Below are 24,223 nucleotides of genomic sequence, written 5' to 3' on the forward strand. Positions count from 1 at the left end.
TCGATGAATTTTTTACGCCGCAAGTTTCAGCATGTAAAAGCTCTGACTGCCGCACTTCGCCCCGCTCTATCCTTCTACCAGGGATCGCCGCTGCTTGCGATCCGCAGGGTTGCCGGTGTCTTCAGGCGTGAGGGCATTGGCGGCATCGTTCGGCGTGCGCACATGTTGACGGGCCGCCCCTTGGCGGGAGACGAATTTTCCTCGACCGATCTCTATGGTGAAGTGCGCCCGCTGGCGGCGGATTTCCGCCCGTTGGTTTCAGTCATCGTTCCAAACTATAACCACGCGCCTTATCTGGCGCAGCGGCTGGATTCGATTTATCGGCAGACCTACTCAAATCTGGAAGTGATCCTGCTGGACGATTGTTCGAGCGACGACAGCCTGCAGGTGCTTGGCGACTATGCGGCACGTTACCCGGAAAGGACGATCTGTCATTTCAACGCGGTAAACTCCGGCGGTGTCTTCAATCAATGGAAAAAGGGCCTGGAGCTTGCAAAGGGCGATTTGATCTGGATTGCCGAAAGCGACGACTATTGTTCGGACAGCTTCCTGGAAGAGATGGTGCGTTGCTTCCAGACCGAGGGCGTGAAACTGGCCTTCAGCGATACGGAATTCGTCCGGGGCACGCCGCCGGAAACGATCTGGCGCCTTCAACACTATCTTCATGATCTTGGACTTCATGTCTGGGACAGATCTTTCATACGCTCGGCGCATGCCATGGTGAAGGCAGGCTGGGTTGCGAAGAATCTTGTGCCCAATGTCAGCAGTGCCGTCTTCCGGCATCCGGGAAAGATCGATCTTTTCGACGACGCCGAGTGGCTGCGACTGAGGCTTTGCGGGGACTGGGTATTCTACCTGACCTTGGTGCGCGGCGGGCTTGTCGCGTATAATCCCAAGGCCATAAACTATTATCGCCAGCATGCTGCCAACACCTCCGTAAATGCCCAAAAGGAGGACATTTACTACCGTGAGCACGAGATCTTGGCAAAGCGTGTCGCGGCACTGTATGCGGTCGAGACCGAGGGCTTCAAGCGACAAGAGCAGGTCCTCTACACCCACTGGTGCTCGCAGCGCGGCGAAGGACGATTGAGCGAGTTTCAAGAACTCTACAATCTTGAGCGGATCCTGCCTTGCGCAGCCGGGCGATTGCCGAATGTGCTGATGGCGGTCTACGCGCTTGCAGCAGGCGGTGGTGAAACCTTTCCAATCATGCTGGCAAACGAACTGGCTGAGAAGGGTTATGCTGTGACGGTTCTGAACTGCCACCAGCAGGCTACGGAATCGGGCGTTCGCGCGATGTTATCGCCACGCGTAGCGCTTCTGGAACTGGAACAGATGGATCGCGTTGCAAGCGCGTGTTCGGACATGGGCATCAGCCTGGTTCACTCGCATCACGCATGGGTCGATATGTCGCTCGCCATGCTGTTGATCGGCAAGTCCGACATTTCGCACGTCATCAGCACGCATGGCATGTACGAAATGATGACGCCGGAGCAGGTTACCGGGTTCATGCCCCTGCTGCGCAAGCGCGTTGACGCTTTCGTGTATACGGCCGAAAAGAACCTCGGCGGCTTCCCGCCGGACCTTATTCGCGAAAAGACCTTTCGGCGCATCGATAATGCATTGCCGTTCAAACCTGTTCAGCCGATTCCCCGCGAGACGCTTGGCCTTGGGCAGGGTGATTTCGTGCTGTGTCTGGTTGCAAGGGCCATTCCCGACAAGGGTTGGGAGGAGGCAATCAAGGCGGTCCAACTGGCGAACGATCGATCATCTCGCTCTATCCAATTGCTGCTTATCGGAGAGGGCCCGGAGTTCCAACGCCTTCGTCAAATGCCGGTTGACAAACATATCCACTTTATCGGCTTTAAGGCGAACATCAGGGATTATTTCGCCGCGTCCGACATGGGATTCCTGCCCTCCCGCTTTAAGGGTGAGAGCGCCCCGCTTGTGTTGATTGACTGCCTGCTCTCTGGAAAACCGGTACTGGCAAGCGACATCGGCGAAATACGGTATATGCTGGAAACGGATTCGGGACCGGCGGGATCGCTTTTCGCATTGCAAGATTGGTCGATCAACACGGAAACCTTAGCAGAGATGATCGTCAAGGTCGCAAACGATCCCGAGAGTTATACCCGGATGTCCTCGCAGGTCTCCGCGGCAGCAGCGAAATTCGAAATGGCCGCAATGGTTGAGAAATACGAAGACGTCTATCGCAGTGTGATCACGCCGACCGGTCCCCGATATGATGCTGCGCAACCACATCGGAGATTGGTAAATTGAGCAACTTGAACGATCTCTCCTCAAGATCCGTGAAGCGGTGTTTGATCCTCGGCGGACGCGGCTTCATCGGCTCACATCTTGTCGATGCCCTGCTGGCACGTGGCTTTCAGGTGAGGTGCTTTGATCGCCCGCATGTGCAGCCCATCAGTTCATCCCATCTGAGCGATCCCAATTTTGAGCTTTACGAAGGAGACTTTGTCAGCGAAGCGGATGTTGCCGGCGCGCTCGACGGCTGCGATATCTGCTTCCATCTCGTATCGACAACCCTGCCGAAATCGTCGAATGCCGACCCCGTCTTTGATGTTGACAGCAACGTCATCGGCACTGTTCGCCTGTTGGATCAGGCCGTCAGGCTCGGCGTAAAAAAGGTCGTATTCGCCTCGTCCGGCGGCACGGTTTATGGCATACCGGCGCGGGTGCCGATCGAGGAAACCCATCCAACGGATCCTCTGTCTTCGTATGGCATTACCAAGCTTTCCATAGAGAAATACCTTCACCTGTATAATGTCCTGCACGGACTGGACTATACCGTTTTGCGACTGGCCAACCCGTTTGGCGAGCGCCAGCGTGTGCATGCAAGCCAGGGTGCGGTTGCCGTATTTCTCGGCAAGGTCCTGCGCGGTGAGACGGTTGAGATATGGGGCGATGGTTCGGTTGTCCGGGATTACATCCATATTGCCGATGTCATCGAAGCCCTTATAGCGGCGGCCGAGCGCAATCCCAGTGAACGCGTCTTCAATATCGGCTCAGGTCGAGGGCATAGTCTTAACGAAGTGCTGGATGCAATCGAGAATGTGACAGGCCAAAAGACCGACCGTCGCTATCTGCCGGGTCGGCCATTCGATGTGCCGACCAGCGTTCTCAGCATCGAGCGGGCAAAGCAGGCATTAAACTGGTCGCCGAAGGTGAGTTTCGAAGATGGGCTGCGCCGCTTTTCCGACTGGTTGCGGACAACGGGGAACGACGGCGGGCCGTAAGAGACGGTTTCGTCGCCGCTTTGAGAATGGCGACCGATCTCCCCCGCCCCTTGCAGCAACTCCCCTAAAACTTGTGCTCGAGGTAGTCCTGAACGAGAGCCGCGAGGTCTGCCGGATCCGTTCCGATGGTTCTTAGATGCAGCTCCGGAGTTTCCGGCGGCTCATAGGGCGATTCAATGCCGGTGAAGTTGCGAATGCCGCCCGCGATGGCGCGCTTGTAAAGTCCCTTTGGATCACGTCGGATACATTCCTCAAGCGGTGTATCCACAAAGACTTCGATGAACTCGTCCTTGCCCAACAGTTCGCGCGCAAACTGGCGCTCCGAGCGGAATGGCGAGATAAAGGAAACGATGACGATGAGCCCGGCTTCCGTCATCAGCTTGGCAACTTCTGCTATGCGGCGAATGTTTTCGACGCGATCGGCATCCGTAAAGCCGAGATCACGGTTGAGGCCGTGACGGACATTGTCACCATCCAGCAGAATGGTGTGGCGCCCGCTGGCGTGAAGAAGCTTTTCGACATTGTTTGCAATGGTGGACTTGCCCGATCCGGAAAAACCGGTGAACCATAAAACCGCAGGCCGCTGGTTCATCAGGGCCGAGCGGGACTGTTTGGATACATCCAGCGCTTGCCACTGGATATTCTCCGAGCGGTGCAGCGGAAAGTCGATCATTCCGGCGCCGACGGTCGCATTGGAAAAGCGGTCGATGAGGATGAAGTTGCCGGTGTTTCGGTTGTCCTTGTAAGCATCAAAAACGAGTGGTGCCTGGACCGAAAAGTTGCAGACGCCAAATTCGTTTCGCTCAAGAGACCTTGCAGCCTTATGGGCAAAATTGGTGATATCGATGCTGTGCTTGAGGGCGGTCACGGTTGCTGTGACGCTGTCGCATTCGGTTCTTAAAATGTAGTTGCGCCCCGGCATCAGAGCTTTTTTGTCGAACCAGATCAGATGCGCCTGGAATTGATCGGCAACGTGGGCGGGGTGGTCTGCCGATACCAGCATATTGCCGCGCGAAACGTCAACCGCGTCTTCCAGAACGATGGTCACCGCCTGCCCCTCGCGGGCGCTCTCCAACGAAGCGTCCTGCGTGACAATATCCTTGATGCGCGTCGTTTGCCCTGACTTGGCCACGCGCACACGATCGCCTGGAGCCACTGTCCCGGAGGCGATCTGCCCTGCGAAACCGCGAAATTCCGCATTGGGCCGCGATACATATTGAACGGGAAAACGAAACGGCTTTTCCAGATTGACCTGGTCAATGGCAACCGTTTCCAGTTCGTCCAGAAGCGTTGGCCCCTGATACCAGGGCATTCTGGTCGATTGCATCGTGACATTGTCACCATGGCGTGCCGACAGGGGAATGGGCTGGATGGTTGCAAAGCCCAGACCATCCGCAAACGCTTTGTACGCATCGGCTATCTGGCAAAAAACATCCTGATCGAAATCGACCAGATCCATCTTGTTGACGGCAAGCACGATGTGACGGATCCCAAGCAGGGATGCAATGAAGGAGTGGCGTCTGGTCTGGGGGAGAATGCCCTGCTTGGCATCCAGCAGCACGACGGCCAGATCCGCGGTCGATGCGCCGGTCGCCATGTTGCGCGTATATTCCTCGTGGCCGGGAGCATCGGCCACGATGAACTTTCGTTTTTCCGTGGCAAAAAAGCGATAGGCGACGTCGATCGTGATGCCCTGTTCCCGCTCCGCCTCCAGACCGTCGACCAGCAATGCAAAATCAATCTCGGTGCCGTTAGTGCCATGCTTTACACTATCACGCTCAAGGGCCGCCAACTGGTCTTCGAAGATCAGTTTCGTATCGTAAAGCAGCCGGCCGATCAGCGTGGACTTGCCATCATCGACGGAGCCACAGGTCAGAAAACGAAGAAGCGACTTGCTCTCCTGCTGGCGCAGGTAATCTGCCACACGGGTGGCAGCGCTTGGCGTTTTTGACGGCTCCATCAGAAATAGCCCTCCTTCTTTTTCTTTTCCATGGAGGCTGCTTCATCCCGGTCGATCAACCGTCCCTGGCGTTCTGATGTGCGAACGGCCAAAGTCTCTGCAACGATATCCTCCAGCGTTGCGGCTTCGGACTCGATTGCGCCGGTCAGCGGATAACATCCCAATGTGCGGAACCTGATGAGCTTTTCTTCGATGACTTCGCCGGGTTCAGGCTTCAGCCTGTTGTCATCGACCATGATCAGCATGCCGTTTCGCTCCACGACAGGGCGCGTGCGGGCAAAATAGAGGGGCACGATGGGGATATTCTCTTTCAGGATATATTGCCAGATGTCGAGTTCGGTCCAATTCGAAAGCGGAAAGACGCGGATGGACTCCCCTGGGTTTATCCGCGTGTTGAAGGTCTTCCACATCTCCGGCCGTTGGGTTTTGGGATCCCAGGCGTGCTGCTGGTTGCGAAAGGAGAAGATCCTTTCCTTCGCCCGCGACTTTTCCTCGTCGCGGCGTGCCCCGCCAAAGGCGGCCTCGAAGCCATATTGATCGAGCGCCTGTCTGAGCGCCACCGTCTTCATGACGTGAGTGTAGAGGTTTGAGCCATGGCTGAACGGATTGATGCCCTCCGCCACCCCATCGGCATTGGTATGAACCAGCAATTCCAGTCCCAGCCGCGCAACCGTGCGGTCGCGAAACTCAATCATTTCGCGAAATTTCCAGGTCGTATCGATATGCATGAGAGGAAAAGGCGGCTTTGCCGGATAAAAGGCCTTCATCGCCAGATGAAGCATGACGGACGAGTCTTTTCCGATCGAATAAAGCATCACAGGCTTTGAAAAGCTGGCTGCGACTTCACGGAAAATGTGGATGGACTCAGCTTCAAGGCGATCAAGGTGGGTCAGGGTCAAGACAGGTTTTCCATGCGGATGGGGATAAATTTCTAGATTTGCCTCAGCAACACGGCACTCGCGAGGCCGATATTCCCGGGCAATGTCTGCCGATATAATCCGGAGTTCATGAACGCGCGCAGGTTCTTCGGAAAGGTTGCGGTGCGCGCCTCCTGAAAACGGCGGAGGATCTCGCGGTTTTCAGGGGTAAGGCGTGCTTCAACGGGCTGGAGAGCCGCCATGTGCTGCTCGCTCCATCGTTTGAACCGCCCCTCTTTCAACATCTTCATTCGTCGCAAACGCGCTCGTATACCGGAGTTCGAACCGACCAGATTAAAATCGTGCTGGCGATAGTCAATCCTGGCTATGGGATCATAATGGACAGCACCGCCTGCCCCACAGACCATGATATAACACCACCAGTCGTGGCTCGGGATTGCCAAATCAGCGCCGGCGCTCACAATCAATTCGCGAGCCGCCCGGTTCATGATCATCGTGTTGCCACCGGCAATACTTTGAACAAGGGCGTTGGCAAAGCTTGGCAAACGCTGGAACAGCGGCGAAAATCCGATGGCATTCCCGTCTGGACCAACGATTTTCGTGCGTGAACAGAAGAGTGCCGGGCGATCCGCAGGCTGCCTGCCCAACCACTCAAGCGCAGCCTCAACTTTGTCCGGATGCCATTTGTCATCCTGGTCGGAAAAGCCATAATAGTCGGCATCGATCTCCGGCCTGGCCAACAGCGTCATGAAATTGCGCAAAAAACCCTGACGTGGGCCGGCCAAGAAATGCACAGGCGCACCCGCCTTCAGGCCAAACGCCTCAACGATCTCTTGCGTCTGGTCTGTTGAACCGTCGTCGGAAACCCAGAGGCTCCAGTTCGAATGCGTTTGAGTTCGAATGGACTCGAGTTGTTCCGGCAGAAACCTTTCCCCCTGATAGGTTCCCATCAATATCGCAATGTGGTCGTCTTGCATTTCACATCAAACTTTCGCGTTCTTCCAGACGAATAGGCCCGAGTTGCCGACTGTCATGCGCTGTCTGGGACGCGAGGCTACCAACGGCTCCGCATCCGGTAAATATCGGGGCAGGTGAAGATCGCGGTCACACCCTCTTTGCTCCACCACAGACGCCACATGACCCGTCCATCGTTCAGAAGCCGTCACTTGCATCAGCAACAAATTTACAAGTTTCGAGGCATAAATACGATCAATCACGACATGACAATGAATTATCCCAGCTGCGCGCGACGCAGGCTATCGCCCCGAGAAAGCGCGGTTGGCCCGTGGACCGGTAATATGTGCTCCGCTGACGAAATTTCCACCGCATAAGCTTTTGATTATCGGGCTTATGGGAACATGGCTGGGGCGCCAGGATTCGAACCTGGGAATGCCGGTACCAAAAACCGGTGCCTTACCGCTTGGCGACGCCCCACCGTAGGATGGCGTTAGAGGCTAGGGTGCCGCCTTGGCCATCCGGGTGCGCCTGCATTAGCAAAGCTCCCTTCGCCCCACAATCCTTAAGTTTATCGCCGTCACAGTTTTCTGTGCGCGAAAACCTGCTGCGTGCTAGGTCTTTTGAAAAAGCGTCCATCCTCGGAGACACCATGAGCCAGTATCGCGCCCGCCCGCCTGCCATTGCCACCACGCTGGTCGATGATGCCGTGGTGCGCATCATCCGCTGGGACTTTGAGCCCGGCGCCGATACAGGTGTTCACACCCATGGGCTGGGTTATGTGGTGGTGCCGATGACCGATTGTTCCTTCCTGATCGAGGAAGGCGGCAGCGAGCGTCGGGTTGAGATTGCCAAGGGTGCCGCCTATCGGCGCGATGCAGGCGCCGAGCATAATGTGGTCAATGCCGGGAAAAAGCCGATGTCGTTCATCGAGATCGAATACAAGTAAGGCTAAGGGCTTCCCGCCATGTGCCGGGTGCATCCCTTCTCTCACCACGCGATTTTCTAAACGACAGGCCTTCACGACGCATGGAAACACCGGAATTCGACCGCACTTTCGAGGCAGCGTATGGCGAGGCGGTGCCGGTGGCCGAGGGGGTCTGGCGCATCACCTGCAACAACCCCTCCCCGTTCACCTTTGCCGGCACCAATTCCTATCTCGTCGGGCGCGGGCAGGATGTGGCGCTGATCGATCCGGGGCCGGAAAACGAGGCGCATTTCGAGGCGCTGATGCGCGCGCTGGAGGGCCGTCGCCTCAGCCACATTTTTGTCAGCCACACGCACCGCGATCACTCGCCGCTCGCTGCCCGGCTGAAGGCGGAAACGGGCGCGATCACGGTTGCCGAAGGGCCGCACCGCGCCGCCCGCCCGCTGCATCAGGGAGAGATGAACCCGTTTGCCGAAAGCAGCGATTCGGGGTTTGTGCCCGATCTCGTGCTGGCAGATGGCGCCGGAGTAGAGGGCGATGGCTGGTCGCTGTCCGGCATCTACACCCCCGGCCATACGGCAAACCACATGGCCTTTGCGCTGGAGGGGACCGATATCCTGTTTTCCGCCGATCACGTGATGGCCTTTGCCACCACGGTGGTGGCGCCACCGGATGGTTCGATGGCCGATTTCATGGCCTCGCTGGACAAACTGCTTTCCCGTAGCGACCGAATTTTCTTTCCCGGCCACGGGGGACCGGTTGTCGATCCGCCCGCCTTCCTGCGCGGCCTTCGCACCCACCGGCGCATGCGCGAACGCGCCGTGCTGGAACGGGTGAAAGCCGGCGACCGGGAGATTGCCACGATGGTGAAGGCGATCTATGCCTCAACCGATCCGCGCCTGCATGGCGCTGCGGGCCTTTCGGTTCTGGCCCATCTGGAAGATCTGGTGGCGCGCGGACAGGTGTCTTGCGAGGGGCCGCCGGGCCTTTTGAGCCGTTATTTTTATGCGGACTGACATGTTTTGACGAGAGGAAGTGCCAGACCGGCAGTCCCCTCACGCCCTTCACTCCGGCGCAATGCCTAAAAGCTCCGCATCAAGCGCGCGTAGGAAAGATTGCGCGATTTCGGCGCCTTCGCCAAGGTCATGCGGGCCATAACGGATGGCAACGCGCATATCGACGAAAGTGGTTTCGGCCTCTTCGCTCAAGCGGATCACCACATCGAAAGGCAGGCCAAAAATCAGCGTGCGGGTTTCCCCTTGCAACAGCATGTCGCCGCTTTCGGTTGTGTCGAGGCCGGACGCTGCAAGCGGTGAAGATGCGCCTGCGAGCGGTCGCGGCAGGGGAATGGGAACGACATCGGGCAGGACAGACGCAGCATTGCCCCGTGCAGACGGGCTGCCGCGGCCGGCCGGCAACGCTTCCACCACAGGGGTTTCCGGCGTTGGCAGCTTTTCCCGAACCACCGGCTTTTGCGTCTTCAGCGTAATGCGATTGGCGCGGGCCACGGTGACCACCGCCTGATAAACGCGGTCGAGCGCGCCTTCGTAACGCCGGCCGGTGAGGCCCGGATAAGCCGCCTGCTGCGCCTCCCGATCGCTTTGGGTCACAAAAGCCGGGCGCGGCAGCCAGATCTGGTCGGCCTTGGGCTGACTTTTCCAGGCGGGGGGATCGACGATATCTGTCGTCACATCGAAAAGACGCGGGCGGGTCTCGTAGAAAAACGCGCAGTAGCCTAAAAGCCCCAGCGGCAGTGCGGCCAACAGAATGGCCTTTGTCGCTGCCGTGCCGCCCCGTGCCCCCACCTGCCAGAGGCGCGCGAGGCCAATGATGGCAAGCGGCAGGCTGAGCGCTGCCATGGCGCCGGCCAGAAACACCAGCGCCAGAAAATGCGGCGTGGCCAGCGGCCCGAACCGGTGGGCAAGCCCTGCCAAAAGCAGAAGCAGCAGCGATGCCTCTCCAAGCCATTTTCCGGCATAGGCTGCGGTCGATACGGGTCTGACGAAACGAACAGTCATTTACAGGGGTCTCAGCGTGTCGCGGCGGCGCGGAAATCTGTCTCGACCTTTTTCCGCCTTGCCATTCGTCCTATCTTCTATGACATGCGCTCGTTTGCGTCACCTGCCGTTCAACGCGTGCCGCCTTTCCAAGGAGTTTGCCATGACCATGCCCCGCGCCCTCCTGCCCCTGATGCTCGTTGCCGCCGCCGCACTGTCCGGCTGCCAGACGATGACGCCGGAAGAGAGGCGCGCAGTCGATGAACGCACCTGCGCCGGTTATGGTTTTCGGCCGGGAACGGATGCCATGGCCCGCTGCCTGCTCGACATCGATCTCGACCGCTGCGCCGACATGCGCGCCTTTCAGACCCGCAGCATGATGTTCGACCGCCCGGTGATCCTCGAGCGGCGGGTGATCGTAGAACGGCGGTAACCCCTGCCAGAGACGGAGCCTTCGCTTGTCTTTTCCCTCAGCCTCGCCGATCGTTTTTCTCGCCAGCGCCGATTATGCCCGATTGACCGGCGGTTATGTCTATAACGCGCAACTGCTCACAGCGCTGGAACGCCAGCGTGGCCGGTTTGGCGAGATTACGCTTGCGACCGGTTTTCCAACGGTGCCGCAGGTTGAGCGCGCAAGCCTTGCCGAGCGGCTGAAGACGCTGCCATCGGACACCGTCATCCTCACCGATCATATTTTCCTCGCCGATCTCCCGGATGTGTTTGCAACGACGGAGATTTCCGTGGTGGCGATCTTTCACCATTCGCTGGTGGAGGAAAAGGGCGGGCAAGGAAATGCCGATCCAACCCTGCGCCAGCGCGAAAAACAGGCTGTTTTGCGCGCCAGCCGAATTCTTGTGACATCGACGGAGACCGCGCGTTATCTCCACCAGCATTACGGCGTGGCGGAAAACCGCATCCGCATTGCCGTGCCGGGAAACCGGGCGGCGATCAGGGGCACGGCAGGCAAAGACCGCTCGGGTGGTGCGGCCGGCCAGCGCAATTTCCTATCGGTCGGGGCGGTGATTGCCCGCAAGCGTTATGACTATTGCCTTGATGTGGCAGCCCATCTGCCGAAGGAAGGCTGGCGCTGGAAGATCGTTGGAGATCCTGCCCGTGACCCCGCCCTTCTGCGCGCGCTGCAAGAGAAGGCCGATGCACTCGGCCTAACCGACCGCGTGACCTTTTGCGGCGATCTCAGCGACGAAGCACTCGAAATGCTGTGGCAGGAGACCGATCTTTATATCGCCGCTTCCCGTTATGAAGGGTATGGCATGGCGATTGCCGAAGCGTTTCGCCACGGCGTTCCCGTCGTCACCACAGCATCCGGCGCCGTCTCCACCTGGGCCTCCGGCGGCATCACCGAGGCCCCGGCAGACGATGCCGCCGCCATGGCCCTCGACATCACCACCCTCCTTAAAGAACCAGCACGGCTGCAGGATCAGGCCGAGCGCGCCTGGGCTTTTGGCAGGACACTGCCGACATGGGAGGAGACGTTTGAAGGCGTTGCGGACTGGGTGGTGGGGGACGGCTGACGGGCTATCCAACTCAAAGGTTCAGCGCGGCATGCTCAGCGGGTCGCGAGCGCTTTAACGAGCCCAGACAGCATTCACCTCATCGTCACTGGCAAAATCACCGCGAGCAGCCGCGGCCTTGGATGTCGATATCGCCGCCCGCTCGGCGGCAGAAAGGGCAACAGGCTCCGGCTCGGCATCGGCGAGGCGCAAGGGAATGACGGCAAGCTCATCCTGCTGATCGGATGGCAAGGTCCGAATATGGGCGACGGCCTTTTCGAGCGGATCTGTCATGCGACCTCTACCCCGCCTTCCCCCGCTCCTCGATTGCCGCCTGTGCGGCTGCAAGCCGTGCGATCGGCACGCGGAACGGTGAGCAGGAGACGTAATCGAGGCCGACATCCTCGCAGAAGCGGATGGAGGCGGGATCGCCGCCGTGTTCGCCGCAGATGCCGAGCTTCAGGTCCGGACGCGTCTTGCGCCCGCGTTCGGCGGCAATGCGGATGAGTTCGCCGACGCCGTCGAAATCCAGCGAGATGAACGGGTCCTGCACGATGATGCCCTTGCGCTGGTAGGTGGGGATGAAACTTGCGGCATCGTCGCGCGAGATGCCGAACGTCGTCTGCGTCAGGTCATTGGTGCCGAAGGAGAAAAATTCGGCGGTTTCGGCAATCACATGGGCACGGATGGCGGCGCGCGGCAACTCGATCATCGTGCCGGCGAGATAACCGATCGCCATGCCGGTTTCGCGCGAGACGTCGGCGGCGACCGCATCGATGCAGGCTTTCACGTAATCCAGTTCGGTGCGAAGGCCGACGAGCGGCACCATGATTTCCAGCTCGACGGCAGCGCCGGTGGCCTTTGCAGCAGCAGCCGACGCCTCGAAGATGGCGCGGGCCTGCATTTCGGCAATTTCCGGATAGGATATCGCCAGACGGCAGCCGCGATGGCCAAGCATCGGGTTAAACTCGTGCAGCGCCTCGACGCGGCGCGAGAGAAGCGCCGGCTCCATATCCATGGCCGCCGCCACTTCCTCAATTTCTTCCGGACTTTTCGGCAGGAACTCGTGCAGCGGCGGATCGAGCAGGCGGATTGTTACCGGCAGGCCGGACATGATGGTGAACAGTTCGGTGAAATCCGAACGCTGCATGGGCAAGAGTTTGTCGAGCGCGGCGCGGCGGCCGGCCTCGTCCTCGGCCAAGATCATTTCGCGCATCACATGAATGCGGCCGCCCTCGAAGAACATGTGTTCGGTGCGGCAAAGGCCGATGCCTTCGGCGCCAAACGAGCGGGCGGCGCGCGCATCCGCCGGCGTATCGGCATTGGTGCGCACGGTCATGCGGCGCGCCTTGTCGGCCCAGGCCATCAGCCGGCCGAAATCGCCCGACAGCGCCGGCTGGATCATCGGCACCTCGCCCTTCATCAGGTGGCCGGAGGAGCCATCGACGGTGACGATATCGCCGCGCTTCAGGGTGAAGCCTGGGCCGATCAGAAGTTCGTTGCGCAGATCGACGCGCAAGCCGCCCGCCCCGACCACGCACGGAATACCCATGCCGCGCGCCACCACCGCCGCATGGCTGGTCATGCCGCCGCGCGTGGTCAAAATGGCTTCCGCCACATGCATGCCGTGAATGTCTTCCGGGCTGGTTTCGATGCGCACCAGGATGACTTTGCGGCCTTCGGCTTCGGCTTCTACCGCAGCCTCCGAGGTAAACACGATTTCCCCGGACGCCGCCCCCGGCGAGGCCGGAAGGCCGGAGCCGATCACCACGCGCTCGACGCGCGGATCGATGGTCGGGTGCAAGAGCTGGTCGAGCGAGGGCGGGTCGATGCGGCAGATGGCGTCTTCTTCCGAGATCAGCCCCTCATCCACCATGTCGACGGCGACTTTCATGGCAGCCTTCGTGGTGCGCTTGGCAGAACGCGTCTGCAGCATCCACAGCGTGCCGCGCTCGACGGTGAACTCCACATCCTGCATGTCGCCGTAATGGGTTTCGAGCCGGGTGCAGATCGCCTTGAACTGCGAAAACACGTCTGGCATCAGCTTTTCCATCGAGGGCTTTTCCGAGCCCGACGCGATGCGCCCCTCCTCCGTCAGCGATTGCGGCGTGCGGATGCCGGCTACCACATCCTCGCCCTGGGCGTTGATGAGGAATTCGCCGTAGAGGTTCTTTTCGCCGGTCGAGGGATTGCGGGTAAAGGCAACACCTGTGGCAGACGACGAGCCGAGATTGCCAAACACCATGGCCTGCACGGTGACCGCCGTTCCCCACTCGTGCGGGATCTTGTGCAGCGTGCGATAGGTGACGGCGCGGGCATTATTCCAGCTGGAAAACACCGCGGCAATCGCCCGCCACAACTGCACATGGGGATCTTGCGGAAAATCTTCCCCCAGTTCCTCGACGATCACCTGCTTGTAGAGCGAGACGACATGCTGCCATTCAACGGCCGACAGTTCGGTATCGTAATCATGGCCGAGCTTTGCCTTCTCGTCTTCGAGGATTTCCTCGAAAACCTCGTGATCGAGACCCATCACCACGTCGCCATACATCTGGATGAAGCGACGATAACTGTCCCACGCAAAGCGCGCATCTCCGGCATCGTGGCCGAGCGCCTGCACCGTTTCGTCATTGAGACCAAGGTTCAGAACCGTGTCCATCATGCCCGGCATGGAAGCGCGCCCGCCGGAGCGGACGGAGAGAAGCAGCGGATGCGTGGCCCCGCCAAAACGGCGCCCGGTCAGCGCTTCCATCTCGGCAAGCCCCTCGAGCACCTGATCTTTCAGTGTGTCGGGAAGCGTGCGGCCGCTGGAAAAATAATGCAGGCAGGCATCGGTGACGATCGTCAGCCCCGGCGGCACCGGCAGGCCGAGCGAGGCCATTTCGGCCAGATGCGCGCCCTTGCCGCCTAAAAGCGTGCTGTCCTTCGCACGGCCTTCAGCCTTGCCACCGCCAAAACGGTAGACCCATTTGCTCATGTCGCTCCTCCACCCGAGCATGCACTGCTTCTTGTTTTACCAAGCATTTACAGGATAGCGCGCCGCTTGGGAACCATTGGAGACCAGCATGATGCTGCATTGCAACAAAAATACGGCCCCGCACGGCAAACATGTGAGAATTTCGACAGCAGATCACGTTTGAAGCGGCAGTTCCGGTGCGGGCGCGGGGCGGCAAACGGAAGCCGCACGAGACGGGTTCGGACGACCTGGTGGGCAGATCGAGATTACTGCGCGGAGCCAACAAATGAGCAACGGCGGAGCGCCCACAATGAAAACGGCCGGAAAATTGCACGAAGCAATTTCCCGGCCGACCTTACAAATCGCTCAAGTATATTTTGAATAAGTCCGAAAATCAGACTTTGCGGGGCCGCCTGCTCCGGCCCCGCAAAGTCTTCCGGCAGGTACAGGAACCCCGCCGGGGGGTGCTTGAAACTGTATCGGGACACTGAAATCACTGAATGTCATCATAAGTTAAAATGATCAGAAATCAATCATTTTACATCGATAACGTCCTGTATTTCAGGCCAATTCTCAGGCAGACGCTGGATAGACTTGATCAAAAGCAAAAACACGCGCGCATATGCGATCAACAACAATCAGGCGCTATGCCGTGTTCGCTGTCGATGCAGCCGTTTTACAGCGTAGACAGGGCCTCGATCAACCGGGTTTTTCAAAATTTTCCGTATATCCTGAATTTCGCGCGGCGGCAGACAAACACGTCTCAAAGGGGCACGCTTTTGCCGCCATCCGTGCCGAAATAAGTCACGACATCTGGACGAGGTGTGCAACAGTCGGTCAGATGCCCGGCAGGCGCAGCTGCGACAGAGCAGCTTGCGAGGGCGCACCAAGCAGCACTTCGCCAAGCTGCGCATCCTCCACCCGCAGCGATAGCGCATCACCCTCCGGCGAAAACAGCACCCGCAGGCGGCTTTGCCCACATTTGCCGGCAAGGCAGGCGCCAAACAATTCGGCCGGCTTGCCATCGACAGTAACGGCACGGGAAGCGCCGGAGACATAACGCGGGTTGGAGATCATGTTGCGCACCCAGGAGGGCAGAGAGCGCGCGCCCCGCAACAGCGCCTGCAGGTTCTTCTCATGTTTTTCAGAGCTGCCGACCACCTGCTGCAGAAACCGCCCCGACTGTGCTTCTGCCGCAAAGGCTGGGCCGCCGACGCAGGAAAGGACCAGCACCAGCATCAAAAGCGTGCGCAGGAGACCTGCCATCACAGCCATCACACCGCCTCGCGCAACAGCTCTGCCGTCTGCAGATCGACCGACACCAGCTGGCTCACGCCCTGCTCGGCCATGGTGACGCCGAACAGGCGGTTCATGCGCGCCATGGTGATCGGGTTATGGGTGATGATGACGAAGCGGGTTTCGGTCGATGCCGCCATCTCGTCCATCAGGTTGCAGTAACGCTCGACATTGTGGTCGTCGAGCGGTGCATCCACTTCGTCGAGCACGCAGATTGGTGCGGGATTGGTGAGGAAGACGGCAAAGATCAGCGCCATCGCCGTCAACGCCTGCTCGCCACCGGAAAGAAGCGTCATGGTCTGCGGTTTCTTGCCCGGCGGACGGGCGAGGATTTCAAGGCCGGCCTCCAGCGGATCGTCGCTCTCGATCAGTTGCAACTCGGCCGTGCCGCCATTGAACAGATGGGTAAACAGCCGCTGGAACTGCGCGTTCACCACATCGAAGGCGGCAAGCAGCCGTTCGCGGCCCTCACGGTTGAGGCTCTGGATGGCCGAGCGCAACTTTCGGATCGCATCGATAATGTCGTCGCGCTCCTTGATGAGGGCGGCAAGTTTTTCCGAAAGCTCCTTTTGCTCCTCCTCGGCGCGCAGGTTGACGGCGCCCAGCCGCTCGCGCTCGATCTTCAAGCGGTCGACATCGCGCTCCACGATGGCGGTATCGGGAAGCGCCGCACCGGGGGCAAGCCCGGCCAGCCGGAAGGCTTCATGCGGCTCGATATTCAGCGCCTGGCGAATGGCGTTTTCCATGTCGTGGCGGCGCTCGGCGGTGGAAACCAGCCGTTCTTCGGCGCGGCCGCGCTTTTCGCGCACGTCGGCAAGTTCCGCCAAGGCGGTTGCGGCCTGCTTGTCGGCCTCGCGCTGACGTGTCTCAGCTTGCGCCAGCGCATCGCCGGCCGCCCGCTTTGCAGCGTCCGCCTTGTCCAGCTCATTCATCAGGGCGCGGCGTTTGTCATCGAACTCTTCCGGCGCAAGATCGAGATCGGCCACCTCTTCGCGGGCTTCTTCCTCGCGTTCGCGAAGGGTTGCGATATGGTGCTCGGCGCTCGCGGCCCGGCTCGTCCAGCTCTGACGCTCCTGCGCAATCGCGTTGAGGCGCCGGCGGCGAGCCTCGATCTCGCGGGAAAACCCTTCATGGCGGGCGCGCGCCTCGGCAAGGCTTGCGCGGTCAGTCGCGACTGCCAATTGCTGTTCTGCCAGCCGGCGCTCGACTTCGGATAGATCCGGGGCGTCTTCAAGCTCGCTGCGCGCATCTTCTTCCAGCGCCTGAAGTTCCTCGATCTGTCCCTCGAACTGCTGGATGGCGCTTGCCACCACATCGCGGCGGCGCATCAGGTCGCCGGCGGCGCGCTCCGCCTCAGCCAGCCGGTCGCGCGCATCCGACAGGTTGCGCTGGAGAATGCGTGAGCGCTCGCGGGCGTCGGTGAGATTGGCTTCCTCGACGCCGATGGCCGCAGACGCGTTAGCCAGCAGGCTTTCGGCTTCGGAGAGAAGGATCTGCGCCTCGTCCACCTCCGCTTCCAGTTCCGACAAACGGTTCTTCTGGGCCAGGCGAAGGGCGGCCGCACTTGGCGCTTCCGAGCCGGTGACATGGCCATCCCAGCGATAGACGGCGCCTTCCCGGGTGACGAGACGCTGGCCGGGTTTCAGCTGCGGCAGAAGAGTGTGTGCGTTTTCAGCGGAGACCACGCCGATCTGGTTGAGGCGGCGCGACAATGGCTGAGGTGCCGTCACATGGCGGGCAAGCGGCGTCACATCCGCCGGCAGCGCGGGATCGCCGGTGCCATCGCCATTGCCGGCCCAGTGGGCAGGCGCCTCGGCATCAAGCGGGCTGTCAAGATCATCGCCAAGCGCGGCACCCAGTGCCGTCTCGAACCCGCGATCGACACGGATCAGCTCGGCGGCCGGGGTGAAGGCTCCGGCGGCCATGCCGGCGGCCAGCATTCGGCGGATCGTGCGCGCTTCGGTTTCAAGGCCGTTCAATGTCGCCCGCGCTGCCTCGACCGGCCGGCGCGCCTCGATTTCGCTCTGGCGGGCGCGGGCAAGGGCTGCCTCCACATCCTCGATGGCAAGGCCTGCATCCTCGACAGCACCTTCGGCCGCTTCCACCGCCTCGCGCCGCTCCTGCGGGTCGGCCAGTCCGGCAAGCTGATCGGCCAGCGCCTCAGCCTCGCCCTTCGCCTCGGACAGCTGACGGTCGAGCCGCAGGCGGCGGTCGGCAATATCGCGGATGCTGCGTTCCAGCTGCGTGCGGCGGGCAGACGCCTCGGCGCGCTCGGCGGTCACCTCGGTAAACAGCTGTTCGCTGTCGGCAAGCCGGGCGGCGGCCTCGGCAAACAGTTCGCGGGTTTCCTCCGCCTCCTCGCCCGATTGCGCCAGAAGCTCGCCCAGTTCTTCCTCTTCCGCATCCAGACGGGCGATGACCTGCGCGTTTTCAGCCATAAGCTGCTCTTCGCGCCTGATGTCTTCGGCAAGCTGGGCAAGACGGCGCGCAAGATCGTCGCGGCGGCGCAGGAGGCGTCCGGCCTCTTCCTCCAGCTGGCCGCGGGCGATCTGCAGGCGCTGGAGGGCTGCACCGGCGCTGGCTTCGGCTTCGCGCAATTCCGGCAGTTTCAGGCTGGCGATGGCTTGCGCTTTTGCCGCCTCCATCTGGTTTTGCGCCTTTTCAGCCACCAGCGAGGTTGCCTGATTGAGCGCGGTGTTCGCCTCGTTCTCGGCGTCGCGCGCCAGCACCCAGCGGATATGCAGGAGCATGGCTTCGCGCTCGCGGATATCGGCAGAGAGCATCTTGAAGCGGTTCGCCTGACGGGCCTGGCGCTTCAGGCTCTCGATCTGGCTTTCCAGCTGCGAGGTGACGTCTTCCAGCCGTTCCAGATTGGTTTCGGCGGCGCGCAGGCGTAGTTCCGCCTCGTGGCGGCGCGAATGCAGGCCCGAAATGCCGGCCGCCTCTTCCAGCAGCTGGCGGCGCGCCTGCGGTTTGGCCTGGATGAGTTCGCCGATGCGCCCCTGCCCGACCATGGAGGGCGAGCGGGCACCGGTGGAGGCATCGGCAAACAGCAGCTGCACATCCTTGGCGCGGGCTTCCTTGCCATTGATGCGGTAGAGCGAACCCTGCTCACGCTCGATGCGGCGGGACACCTGGATCTCGTCGCTATCGTTGAAGCCGGAAGGCGCGGTACGGTCGCTATTGTCGAGATAAAGCGCAACTTCTGCCGAGTTGCGTGCCGGACGGTGGCCGGAGCCGGAAAAGATCACGTCGTCCATGCCGGATGCGCGCATGTTCTTGTAGGAGTTCTCCCCCATCACCCAGCGCAGCGCCTCGACAAGGTTCGACTTGCCGCAGCCATTCGGCCCGACGACACCGGTGAGACCCGGCTCGATGACAAATTCGGTCGGTTCCACGAAGGATTTGAAGCCAACGACACGCAGCTTGTTGAACTTCATCGAGCCACCCCGATGGCAGGCGGCTGGAGGCCGGGAAGACGATCATTTCCGCTGTGCCGGAGGTTTACCCCCCTCTGCCCTGCCGGGCATCTCCCCCACACGGGGGGAGATCGGAAGGAGGTGGCGGCGGAGACCCTGCTCAGCCCTTCAGGGCGTCTGCCCGACACCCAGAAAGAGCTGATGGTGGCGGCGGAACCTCTTTTGACAGGAAAATTTCTAGAGGAAATGGGCGCAAGAGGCCAAACACCCTGCTGATCTCCCCCCGCGTGGGGGAGATGCCCGGCAGGGCAGAGGGGGGTAGCCCCAGCCGCCAACCTGCCCAAAAACCCGTCAGACACCCCATAAAAAACGGGCGCACGGCTTTCGCCGGCGCCCGTTTCCATCAAAACGGCCAGATCAGAGAAGGCTGTCGAAAAGGGCAGACATGGCTTCAACCGACATGTCTCCAGAATAATGTTTGCCATTGATCAGGAAGGTGGGCGTGGAGTTCACCTTGAACTCGTCGGCGCCGCGCTTCATCGTGGCGTTCACATCATCGAGAAGCTTCTGGTTCGTCAAGCAGGCTTCGAAGCTCTCCTGTGTAAAACCGGCAAGTTTCGAGTTCTGCAGGAGTGCTGCGCGCACATTGCCGTCCGCCGGTGCTGCCCAGGCGCGCTGCTGCTTGAACAGCATGGAGACCATGGCGAAATAGGCGGCCGGCTCGGAAAGCTCCGCCGGCTTCTGCGGGTTGCAGCGGGCCAGCATGAAGGCGGCCGTCGCCACCGGATCGAATGGGAATTCGCGCACGATGAAGCGCACCTTGCCGGTATCGATATACTTCTGCTTGATCGGTTCAAACGTGGTGTTGTGGAAATGCGCGCAGTGCGGGCAGGTCATCGACATGTATTCGACGACCGTTATCGGTGCATTGGCTTCGCCCAGCGCCATTTCCGGCAACGGGCCGGGCTTCAGAACCTCTGCCATATCCACCGTGCCGGTCGATTCGGGCAGGTCCACCGCAAAGGCCTGCGAGGCCATGCCGATGACCGGCAGGCTTGCGGCGGTAACGGCCACGCCGCCCATCAGATGGCGCCGGGTGAGAGAAAGGGAGCTGATCGGCATTAATGACACCTATTGTTCAATGGAACGCGAAAATCTGAAGAATTCCGTATCGCGCCGGGAAGACCGCGACAAGCACAACAGTTGCCACTCTTCTCAAACAATTGTGACAGAGTGGAGATGGCCCGCAAAAAGCGAAGTGGGCAGTCCGCTATCGCTTGCGCGGCGCTGGCTGCATCACGGCGGTGCCCAGCCGCTCGACAGCGCGGCGCAATGCCTCGTTCTCGATGCCGTCCATCATGTCGGACAGCCGTTTTGCCGCATCGCCCCTCAGCGGCTGCGGCGGGCGGCGATGACGCGTGGAGATGCTGACCGGCTTCTGCACGATGCGCATCTGGCGGATGGCGGGAAAGCCGAAGAAGCCGTTGATCCGCTCGATCAACTCACCCTGCGCGTGGGCCAGAAACAGTGCGCGGGCGCCCTCGCAGGCAATGGTCAGCACGCCGGCCTGATAACCCGCTTCTTCCGTGCCGTCGCGGCGCGGCCAGGCGATCTTTTCCGGCCGCGTGCAATCGGCAAATTCCTCACCGGCAATCTCGTCCCAGGAGCCGAGAAGGGCTGTGGAAATGCCGGCACGGCGCGCCAGCACCGGGTCCATCAGGCCATTGGCGATTTCAGCGATCTGGCGGGGTATCGGGCGTCTACTCATGCAGGAGCCTTCCGCCCTTCCGCCGCCGGCGTCAAGAGCCGCAGGCGCCGAACCTGCGCAATCATCACGCCGCTGAACAGCATGATCGTTGACATGCAAAGCTCGTGGTAAAACGGATCGTGCAGCATGCCGAAGGCAACCGCGGTGAAAGTCACATAAAGCGCGGCGCGCTTGGCGCTGTCTTCGAGCGGACTTGAGATCACCGTCCAGAGAAAACCGAACAGGATGGCGAGCATGAAGGCCAGCCCCAGCACGCCGTTTGCCAGCAATTCCTGCAGCACGATGTTATGCGGATGCTTGAAGCCTTCGAGCATACCGGCATTCGGCCCGGCGACCGCCTTCATGTCGGTGAACATGTCCATCAGGCCGACACCGGTCAGCGGATGCGCCTCGATGACTGTCATGGCCGATTGCCACATGACGAGCCGGATATCCCCCGACTGCATGTCGCGGTCAGGCGCACCCTCGACATAATAGTTGTAGACGGTAACGAAACGCTCAGTCAGCATGCTCTGCACCGGAGGCGCAAGCAGCAGCAGCAGGATGCCGATCGACGCGCCGACATAAGCCCGGTTGCGCAGCCGCGGCCGCCAGTCGAGGCTGCACATGACGAATTCGACGAGGCACAGCACAGGCATGACGACCAGCACGGCCCGGGTCTGCGTAAGGAAGATCGGAAAACAGGCCAGCAGCAGATAAAGCAGGCCATTCGGCAGCAAGCGTGGCGGATGCTTCAGGCGGATGGTCGACATGCCCGCGGCAATCGCGATGAGGAAGGCAACGATGGCGGCATTGCCCTGCCCGTCGTAGCGCTCGGCCACGCCACCCTCCTCAATGAGCGTGCCAAGCGCCAGCACAACCGCGCCATAAATGCCGATCCGCGCGCCGAGAACGAATTGCCGCAGCGGGTGGCGCACGAGACAGAGGCCCGGCGTAATGAAGGAGAGGCCAAGCAGCAGGCACATGAACCCCAATTGCCGGTTGCCCGCCTCGATTTCGCCGCGCCAGGCAATGAGGGACAGCGAAAACAGCGCATAGACCGACACGAGCCCGCCCCAGGAGCGCAGGTGACGCAGGAACCGGCGGCGGTTGGACAATGTCACATACAGCCCGGCAAGCCCGAAAAAACCGGCAACCACAAGCGTGACGGAGATATAAAGCGTAAACGTTGCGGACGCGGCGGTGACCATCCAGCCGTCAATGCGCCTTCGATACAGGAGGGTCTGCTTGAATGTCGGCATCACAGCACCCGGCTCACGTCCGGTGACAAAGGCATCACCTGCAATGCAGTCTCCTTGATCCGGGCCCTCCTGCACGTCAGGGGGCCGTTCCTTGGGAACCTAGCGCTTACTCCTGCCATGTCGAGCGATCTCAGACGAAAAAACCGGCTTGCGCACGCAAAAATGCCTCGCGCGTCCGAAACAGATGCGTCGGCATTTTTTTCCACCCGCGCAGCTTGTGCTGGCGATAATCCGCCCGGTGCGCGATCATCGTATCCTGCCGAAGGGTGCCGAAATCGAGAAGGTTTTCCTTCACTGTCAACACCGGCACCTGATGGTTCCACACCCGCTCCAGCGCCATGTCGAATGGCAGCGACATCGGCAGCAGGCGTGAGACCAGATTTTGCGCGGCCCCGCGTGTGACGAGATAACAGGCGGCAGAACCCTGCGGGCCGAAGAGACAGCGCCCGACATGATCGCCCAGCGCGCTCACCGCCGTCTCGCGAAAGGCGACCACGCGGTGGTTGACCAGTTTCACCACCGCATCGGCCGGCACGACATCCAGAATGGCGGCGGCGCGGGCAACGAGATCCGGCGACAGCGACACATCGTCTTCAATGATAATGGCCGCATCCTGTCCGCTCTCGACCAGATGCGCCAATGCCTTCAGGTGGCTGCGATAACAGCCATATTCGCCTGAAATCATCGGGCGGCCATTGCGGCGGCGGAAGAGGTCGAGATCGACATCCTGCCACATTTCCTGCGGCACGGCGCCGCCATCGACGCCGGCAATGGGCGAAAGGGAAATGCCGAGTTCCAGTGCCTGGCCTTCGATCAACCGCCGCCGGGCGGCTGCCCGTTCGATATTGATGAGGAGGACCGGCAATTGTCTGTCTGCTGCCATTGGCTTCAACGTCACCGCACTTTATCTCTTGGGGCCAGATCGTCCGATCGCTCGAACCCGCACCGGATCCATGCCCGCTTCACCTCACCCAAGCCTCACAGCCGCACTGCTTGCCTGGTACGACCGCCACCACCGCGAACTGCCGTGGCGGGTTTCACCGCGCCAGCGCGCTGAAGGCATCAAAGCCGATCCATACCACATCTGGCTATCGGAAGTGATGCTCCAACAGACAACGGTGCAGGCGGTCAAGCCTTATTTTCTGAAATTCCTGTCGCTGTGGCCGACCGTCAACGATCTGGCGGCCGCCCCTGTGGACGATGTGATGGCCGCCTGGGCGGGGCTTGGTTATTATGCGCGGGCGCGAAACCTGAAAAAATGTGCTGAAGCGGTGGCCGCCGATCACGCCGGTGTTTTTCCCTGTACCGAAGACGGCCTGCGGGCGCTGCCCGGAATTGGCGATTATACCTCGGCCGCCGTTGCCGCCATTGCCTTTGACCGTCCCGCCGCCGTGATGGACGGTAATGTGGAGCGTGTGATTTCAAGGCTTTACGCCATTTCCGACCCGCTGCCGGGATCAAAACCGGCAATGAAGGCAAAGGTGCGCGACCTGACGCCGGAGGTGAGACCGGGCGATTTCGCCCAGGCCATGATGGATCTCGGCGCCACGATCTGCACGCCAAAACGCCCGGCCTGCGCGCTCTGTCCCTTCAATGCCGACTGTCTGGCGCTAAAACACCACGATCCGCAAAACTTTCCGGTAAAAGCCGCGAAGAAAGAAAAGCCGGTGCGCCAGGGTGCGGCCTTCGTCGCCGTCTCGGCGGATGGAAACATTCTCCTGCGCCGGCGCATCGACAGCGGGCTTCTGGGCGGCATGACCGAGGTTCCGACGACCGCCTGGACCGCGCGGCTCGACGGCGGCATCAGCCGAGATGATGCACCGTTTAAGGCGGACTGGCAGATGGCCGGCGTGATCACCCACGTCTTCACCCATTTCGAACTGCGCCTCACGGTGTTTCGCACGCGGGTGGAAATCGAAGAGGAGGCCGGGGGATGGTGGCATGCGGTGACGGAGCTGGAGACTCAAGGCTTGCCGACCGTCATGAAAAAAGCGATCACTCAGGCTATTCCATTGGCTTTCGCGCCCGCCTGACAGCTTTTTGTCATCGCGGGGCACC

At 60.8% G+C, this 24,223-nt stretch carries 19 protein-coding genes and 1 tRNA gene; 7 read left to right on the plus strand and 13 right to left on the minus strand.

Features of this window, described 5'->3' with window-relative positions:
- Window positions 1–3: 3 nt before the first annotated feature.
- Both AC4CWH_RS11855 and AC4CWH_RS11860 read left to right on the plus strand, forming a co-directional pair.
- The gene (locus AC4CWH_RS11855; RefSeq protein WP_491318901.1) at window positions 4–2,280 is read left to right on the plus strand and encodes a glycosyltransferase; all 2,277 of its coding nucleotides are present in this window, start codon (window positions 4–6) and stop codon (window positions 2,278–2,280) included.
- Complete coding sequence (locus AC4CWH_RS11860) at window positions 2,277–3,257, plus strand: NAD-dependent epimerase/dehydratase family protein (protein WP_491318902.1); 981 nt, start codon at window positions 2,277–2,279, stop codon at window positions 3,255–3,257. The genes AC4CWH_RS11855 and AC4CWH_RS11860 overlap by 4 nt, the downstream gene beginning before the upstream one ends.
- A gap of 64 nt (window positions 3,258–3,321) precedes the next feature.
- Here AC4CWH_RS11860 and cysN read toward each other — a convergent pair whose 3' ends face one another.
- The 4 genes from cysN to AC4CWH_RS11880 all read right to left on the minus strand — a co-directional run bounded on the left by cysN (window position 3,322) and on the right by AC4CWH_RS11880 (window position 7,529).
- Entirely contained in the window at window positions 3,322–5,217 is a 1,896-nt protein-coding gene (cysN, locus tag AC4CWH_RS11865; RefSeq protein WP_491318903.1) for a sulfate adenylyltransferase subunit CysN, read from the minus strand.
- Window positions 5,217–6,116 carry a sulfate adenylyltransferase subunit CysD gene (cysD, locus tag AC4CWH_RS11870; protein ID WP_491318904.1) on the minus strand — a complete coding sequence of 300 codons (900 nt, stop codon included), beginning with the start codon at window positions 6,114–6,116 and terminating at the stop codon, window positions 5,217–5,219. Before cysD ends, cysN begins: the two co-directional genes overlap by 1 nt.
- A gap of 32 nt (window positions 6,117–6,148) precedes the next feature.
- On the minus strand, window positions 6,149–7,072 hold the full coding sequence (locus tag AC4CWH_RS11875; protein WP_491318905.1) for a glycosyltransferase family 2 protein: 924 nt from the start codon (window positions 7,070–7,072) through the stop codon (window positions 6,149–6,151).
- Window positions 7,073–7,454: 382 nt separating this feature from the next.
- A tRNA-Gln gene (locus AC4CWH_RS11880) sits at window positions 7,455–7,529 on the minus strand.
- A gap of 172 nt (window positions 7,530–7,701) precedes the next feature.
- Between AC4CWH_RS11880 and AC4CWH_RS11885 the strand changes: the two genes are divergently transcribed.
- Together AC4CWH_RS11885 and AC4CWH_RS11890 are read left to right on the plus strand one after the other, a co-directional pair.
- Window positions 7,702–7,998: a cupin domain-containing protein gene (locus AC4CWH_RS11885; RefSeq protein ID WP_491282227.1), complete on the plus strand. Its 297-nt coding sequence runs from the start codon at window positions 7,702–7,704 to the stop codon at window positions 7,996–7,998.
- Window positions 7,999–8,078: 80 nt separating this feature from the next.
- Window positions 8,079–8,993 (plus strand): MBL fold metallo-hydrolase, encoded by a 915-nt coding sequence (locus AC4CWH_RS11890; protein ID WP_491318906.1) that lies wholly within the window; start codon window positions 8,079–8,081, stop codon window positions 8,991–8,993.
- Window positions 8,994–9,041: 48 nt separating this feature from the next.
- Here AC4CWH_RS11890 and AC4CWH_RS11895 read toward each other — a convergent pair whose 3' ends face one another.
- A complete protein-coding gene (locus AC4CWH_RS11895) occupies window positions 9,042–9,995 on the minus strand; it encodes a DUF1499 domain-containing protein (RefSeq protein ID WP_491318907.1) in 954 nt (317 codons plus the stop codon).
- Window positions 9,996–10,143: 148 nt separating this feature from the next.
- Here AC4CWH_RS11895 and AC4CWH_RS11900 point away from each other — a divergent pair, with 148 nt between their 5' ends.
- On the plus strand, window positions 10,144–10,407 hold the full coding sequence (locus AC4CWH_RS11900; protein ID WP_491321417.1) for a hypothetical protein: 264 nt from the start codon (window positions 10,144–10,146) through the stop codon (window positions 10,405–10,407).
- A 25-nt stretch (window positions 10,408–10,432) separates the two neighbouring features.
- The gene (locus AC4CWH_RS11905) at window positions 10,433–11,506 is read left to right on the plus strand and encodes a glycosyltransferase family 4 protein (RefSeq protein WP_491318908.1); all 1,074 of its coding nucleotides are present in this window, start codon (window positions 10,433–10,435) and stop codon (window positions 11,504–11,506) included.
- 54 nt (window positions 11,507–11,560) lie between these two features.
- Here the strand turns inward: AC4CWH_RS11905 and AC4CWH_RS11910 are convergent, their stop codons facing one another.
- The 8 genes from AC4CWH_RS11910 to AC4CWH_RS11945 all read right to left on the minus strand — a co-directional run bounded on the left by AC4CWH_RS11910 (window position 11,561) and on the right by AC4CWH_RS11945 (window position 23,063).
- Window positions 11,561–11,779, minus strand: coding sequence for a hypothetical protein (locus AC4CWH_RS11910; protein ID WP_491318909.1), 219 nt, complete (start codon window positions 11,777–11,779; stop codon window positions 11,561–11,563).
- A gap of 7 nt (window positions 11,780–11,786) precedes the next feature.
- Window positions 11,787–14,462, minus strand: a complete 2,676-nt coding sequence (gene ppdK / locus AC4CWH_RS11915) for a pyruvate, phosphate dikinase (protein WP_491318910.1) — start codon at window positions 14,460–14,462, stop codon at window positions 11,787–11,789.
- 816 nt (window positions 14,463–15,278) lie between these two features.
- Complete coding sequence (locus AC4CWH_RS11920; protein WP_491318911.1) at window positions 15,279–15,716, minus strand: Ivy family c-type lysozyme inhibitor; 438 nt, start codon at window positions 15,714–15,716, stop codon at window positions 15,279–15,281.
- Window positions 15,716–19,177 carry a chromosome segregation SMC family protein gene (locus AC4CWH_RS11925; RefSeq protein ID WP_491318912.1) on the minus strand — a complete coding sequence of 1,154 codons (3,462 nt, stop codon included), beginning with the start codon at window positions 19,175–19,177 and terminating at the stop codon, window positions 15,716–15,718. Before AC4CWH_RS11925 ends, AC4CWH_RS11920 begins: the two co-directional genes overlap by 1 nt.
- Before the next feature lie 396 nt (window positions 19,178–19,573).
- Window positions 19,574–20,278 (minus strand): DsbA family protein, encoded by a 705-nt coding sequence (locus AC4CWH_RS11930; protein ID WP_491318913.1) that lies wholly within the window; start codon window positions 20,276–20,278, stop codon window positions 19,574–19,576.
- Between the two features lie 148 nt (window positions 20,279–20,426).
- Entirely contained in the window at window positions 20,427–20,924 is a 498-nt protein-coding gene (locus AC4CWH_RS11935; RefSeq protein WP_491318914.1) for a DUF721 domain-containing protein, read from the minus strand.
- A complete protein-coding gene (locus AC4CWH_RS11940; protein ID WP_491318915.1) occupies window positions 20,921–22,165 on the minus strand; it encodes an O-antigen ligase family protein in 1,245 nt (414 codons plus the stop codon). The genes AC4CWH_RS11935 and AC4CWH_RS11940 overlap by 4 nt, the downstream gene beginning before the upstream one ends.
- Before the next feature lie 130 nt (window positions 22,166–22,295).
- Window positions 22,296–23,063 (minus strand): glycosyltransferase family 25 protein, encoded by a 768-nt coding sequence (locus tag AC4CWH_RS11945; protein ID WP_491318916.1) that lies wholly within the window; start codon window positions 23,061–23,063, stop codon window positions 22,296–22,298.
- A 55-nt stretch (window positions 23,064–23,118) separates the two neighbouring features.
- Here AC4CWH_RS11945 and mutY point away from each other — a divergent pair, with 55 nt between their 5' ends.
- Window positions 23,119–24,198: an A/G-specific adenine glycosylase gene (gene mutY / locus AC4CWH_RS11950; protein WP_491318917.1), complete on the plus strand. Its 1,080-nt coding sequence runs from the start codon at window positions 23,119–23,121 to the stop codon at window positions 24,196–24,198.
- The last annotated feature ends 25 nt before the right edge of the window (window positions 24,199–24,223 follow it).

The sequence above is a fragment of the Neorhizobium sp. PAMB6716 genome, from assembly GCF_058242805.1.

Bases quoted from the DNA above. Each gene is read 5' to 3' on its own strand.
- AC4CWH_RS11885 (WP_491282227.1), top strand. From the start codon at position 7,702: ATGAGCCAGTATCGCGCCCGCCCGCCTGCCATTGCCACCACGCTGGTC.
- AC4CWH_RS11935 (WP_491318914.1), bottom strand. From the start codon at position 20,924: ATGAGTAGACGCCCGATACCCCGCCAGATCGCTGAAATCGCCAATGGC.
- AC4CWH_RS11940 (WP_491318915.1), bottom strand. From the start codon at position 22,165: ATGCCGACATTCAAGCAGACCCTCCTGTATCGAAGGCGCATTGACGGC.
- AC4CWH_RS11855 (WP_491318901.1), top strand. From the start codon at position 4: ATGAATTTTTTACGCCGCAAGTTTCAGCATGTAAAAGCTCTGACTGCC.
- AC4CWH_RS11920 (WP_491318911.1), bottom strand. From the start codon at position 15,716: ATGGCTGTGATGGCAGGTCTCCTGCGCACGCTTTTGATGCTGGTGCTG.
- AC4CWH_RS11875 (WP_491318905.1), bottom strand. From the start codon at position 7,072: ATGCAAGACGACCACATTGCGATATTGATGGGAACCTATCAGGGGGAA.
- AC4CWH_RS11910 (WP_491318909.1), bottom strand. From the start codon at position 11,779: ATGACAGATCCGCTCGAAAAGGCCGTCGCCCATATTCGGACCTTGCCA.
- mutY (WP_491318917.1), top strand. From the start codon at position 23,119: ATGCCCGCTTCACCTCACCCAAGCCTCACAGCCGCACTGCTTGCCTGG.
- AC4CWH_RS11925 (WP_491318912.1), bottom strand. From the start codon at position 19,177: ATGAAGTTCAACAAGCTGCGTGTCGTTGGCTTCAAATCCTTCGTGGAA.
- AC4CWH_RS11895 (WP_491318907.1), bottom strand. From the start codon at position 9,995: ATGACTGTTCGTTTCGTCAGACCCGTATCGACCGCAGCCTATGCCGGA.
- AC4CWH_RS11890 (WP_491318906.1), top strand. From the start codon at position 8,079: ATGGAAACACCGGAATTCGACCGCACTTTCGAGGCAGCGTATGGCGAG.
- ppdK (WP_491318910.1), bottom strand. From the start codon at position 14,462: ATGAGCAAATGGGTCTACCGTTTTGGCGGTGGCAAGGCTGAAGGCCGT.
- AC4CWH_RS11900 (WP_491321417.1), top strand. From the start codon at position 10,144: ATGCCCCGCGCCCTCCTGCCCCTGATGCTCGTTGCCGCCGCCGCACTG.
- AC4CWH_RS11930 (WP_491318913.1), bottom strand. From the start codon at position 20,278: ATGCCGATCAGCTCCCTTTCTCTCACCCGGCGCCATCTGATGGGCGGC.
- cysN (WP_491318903.1), bottom strand. From the start codon at position 5,217: ATGGAGCCGTCAAAAACGCCAAGCGCTGCCACCCGTGTGGCAGATTAC.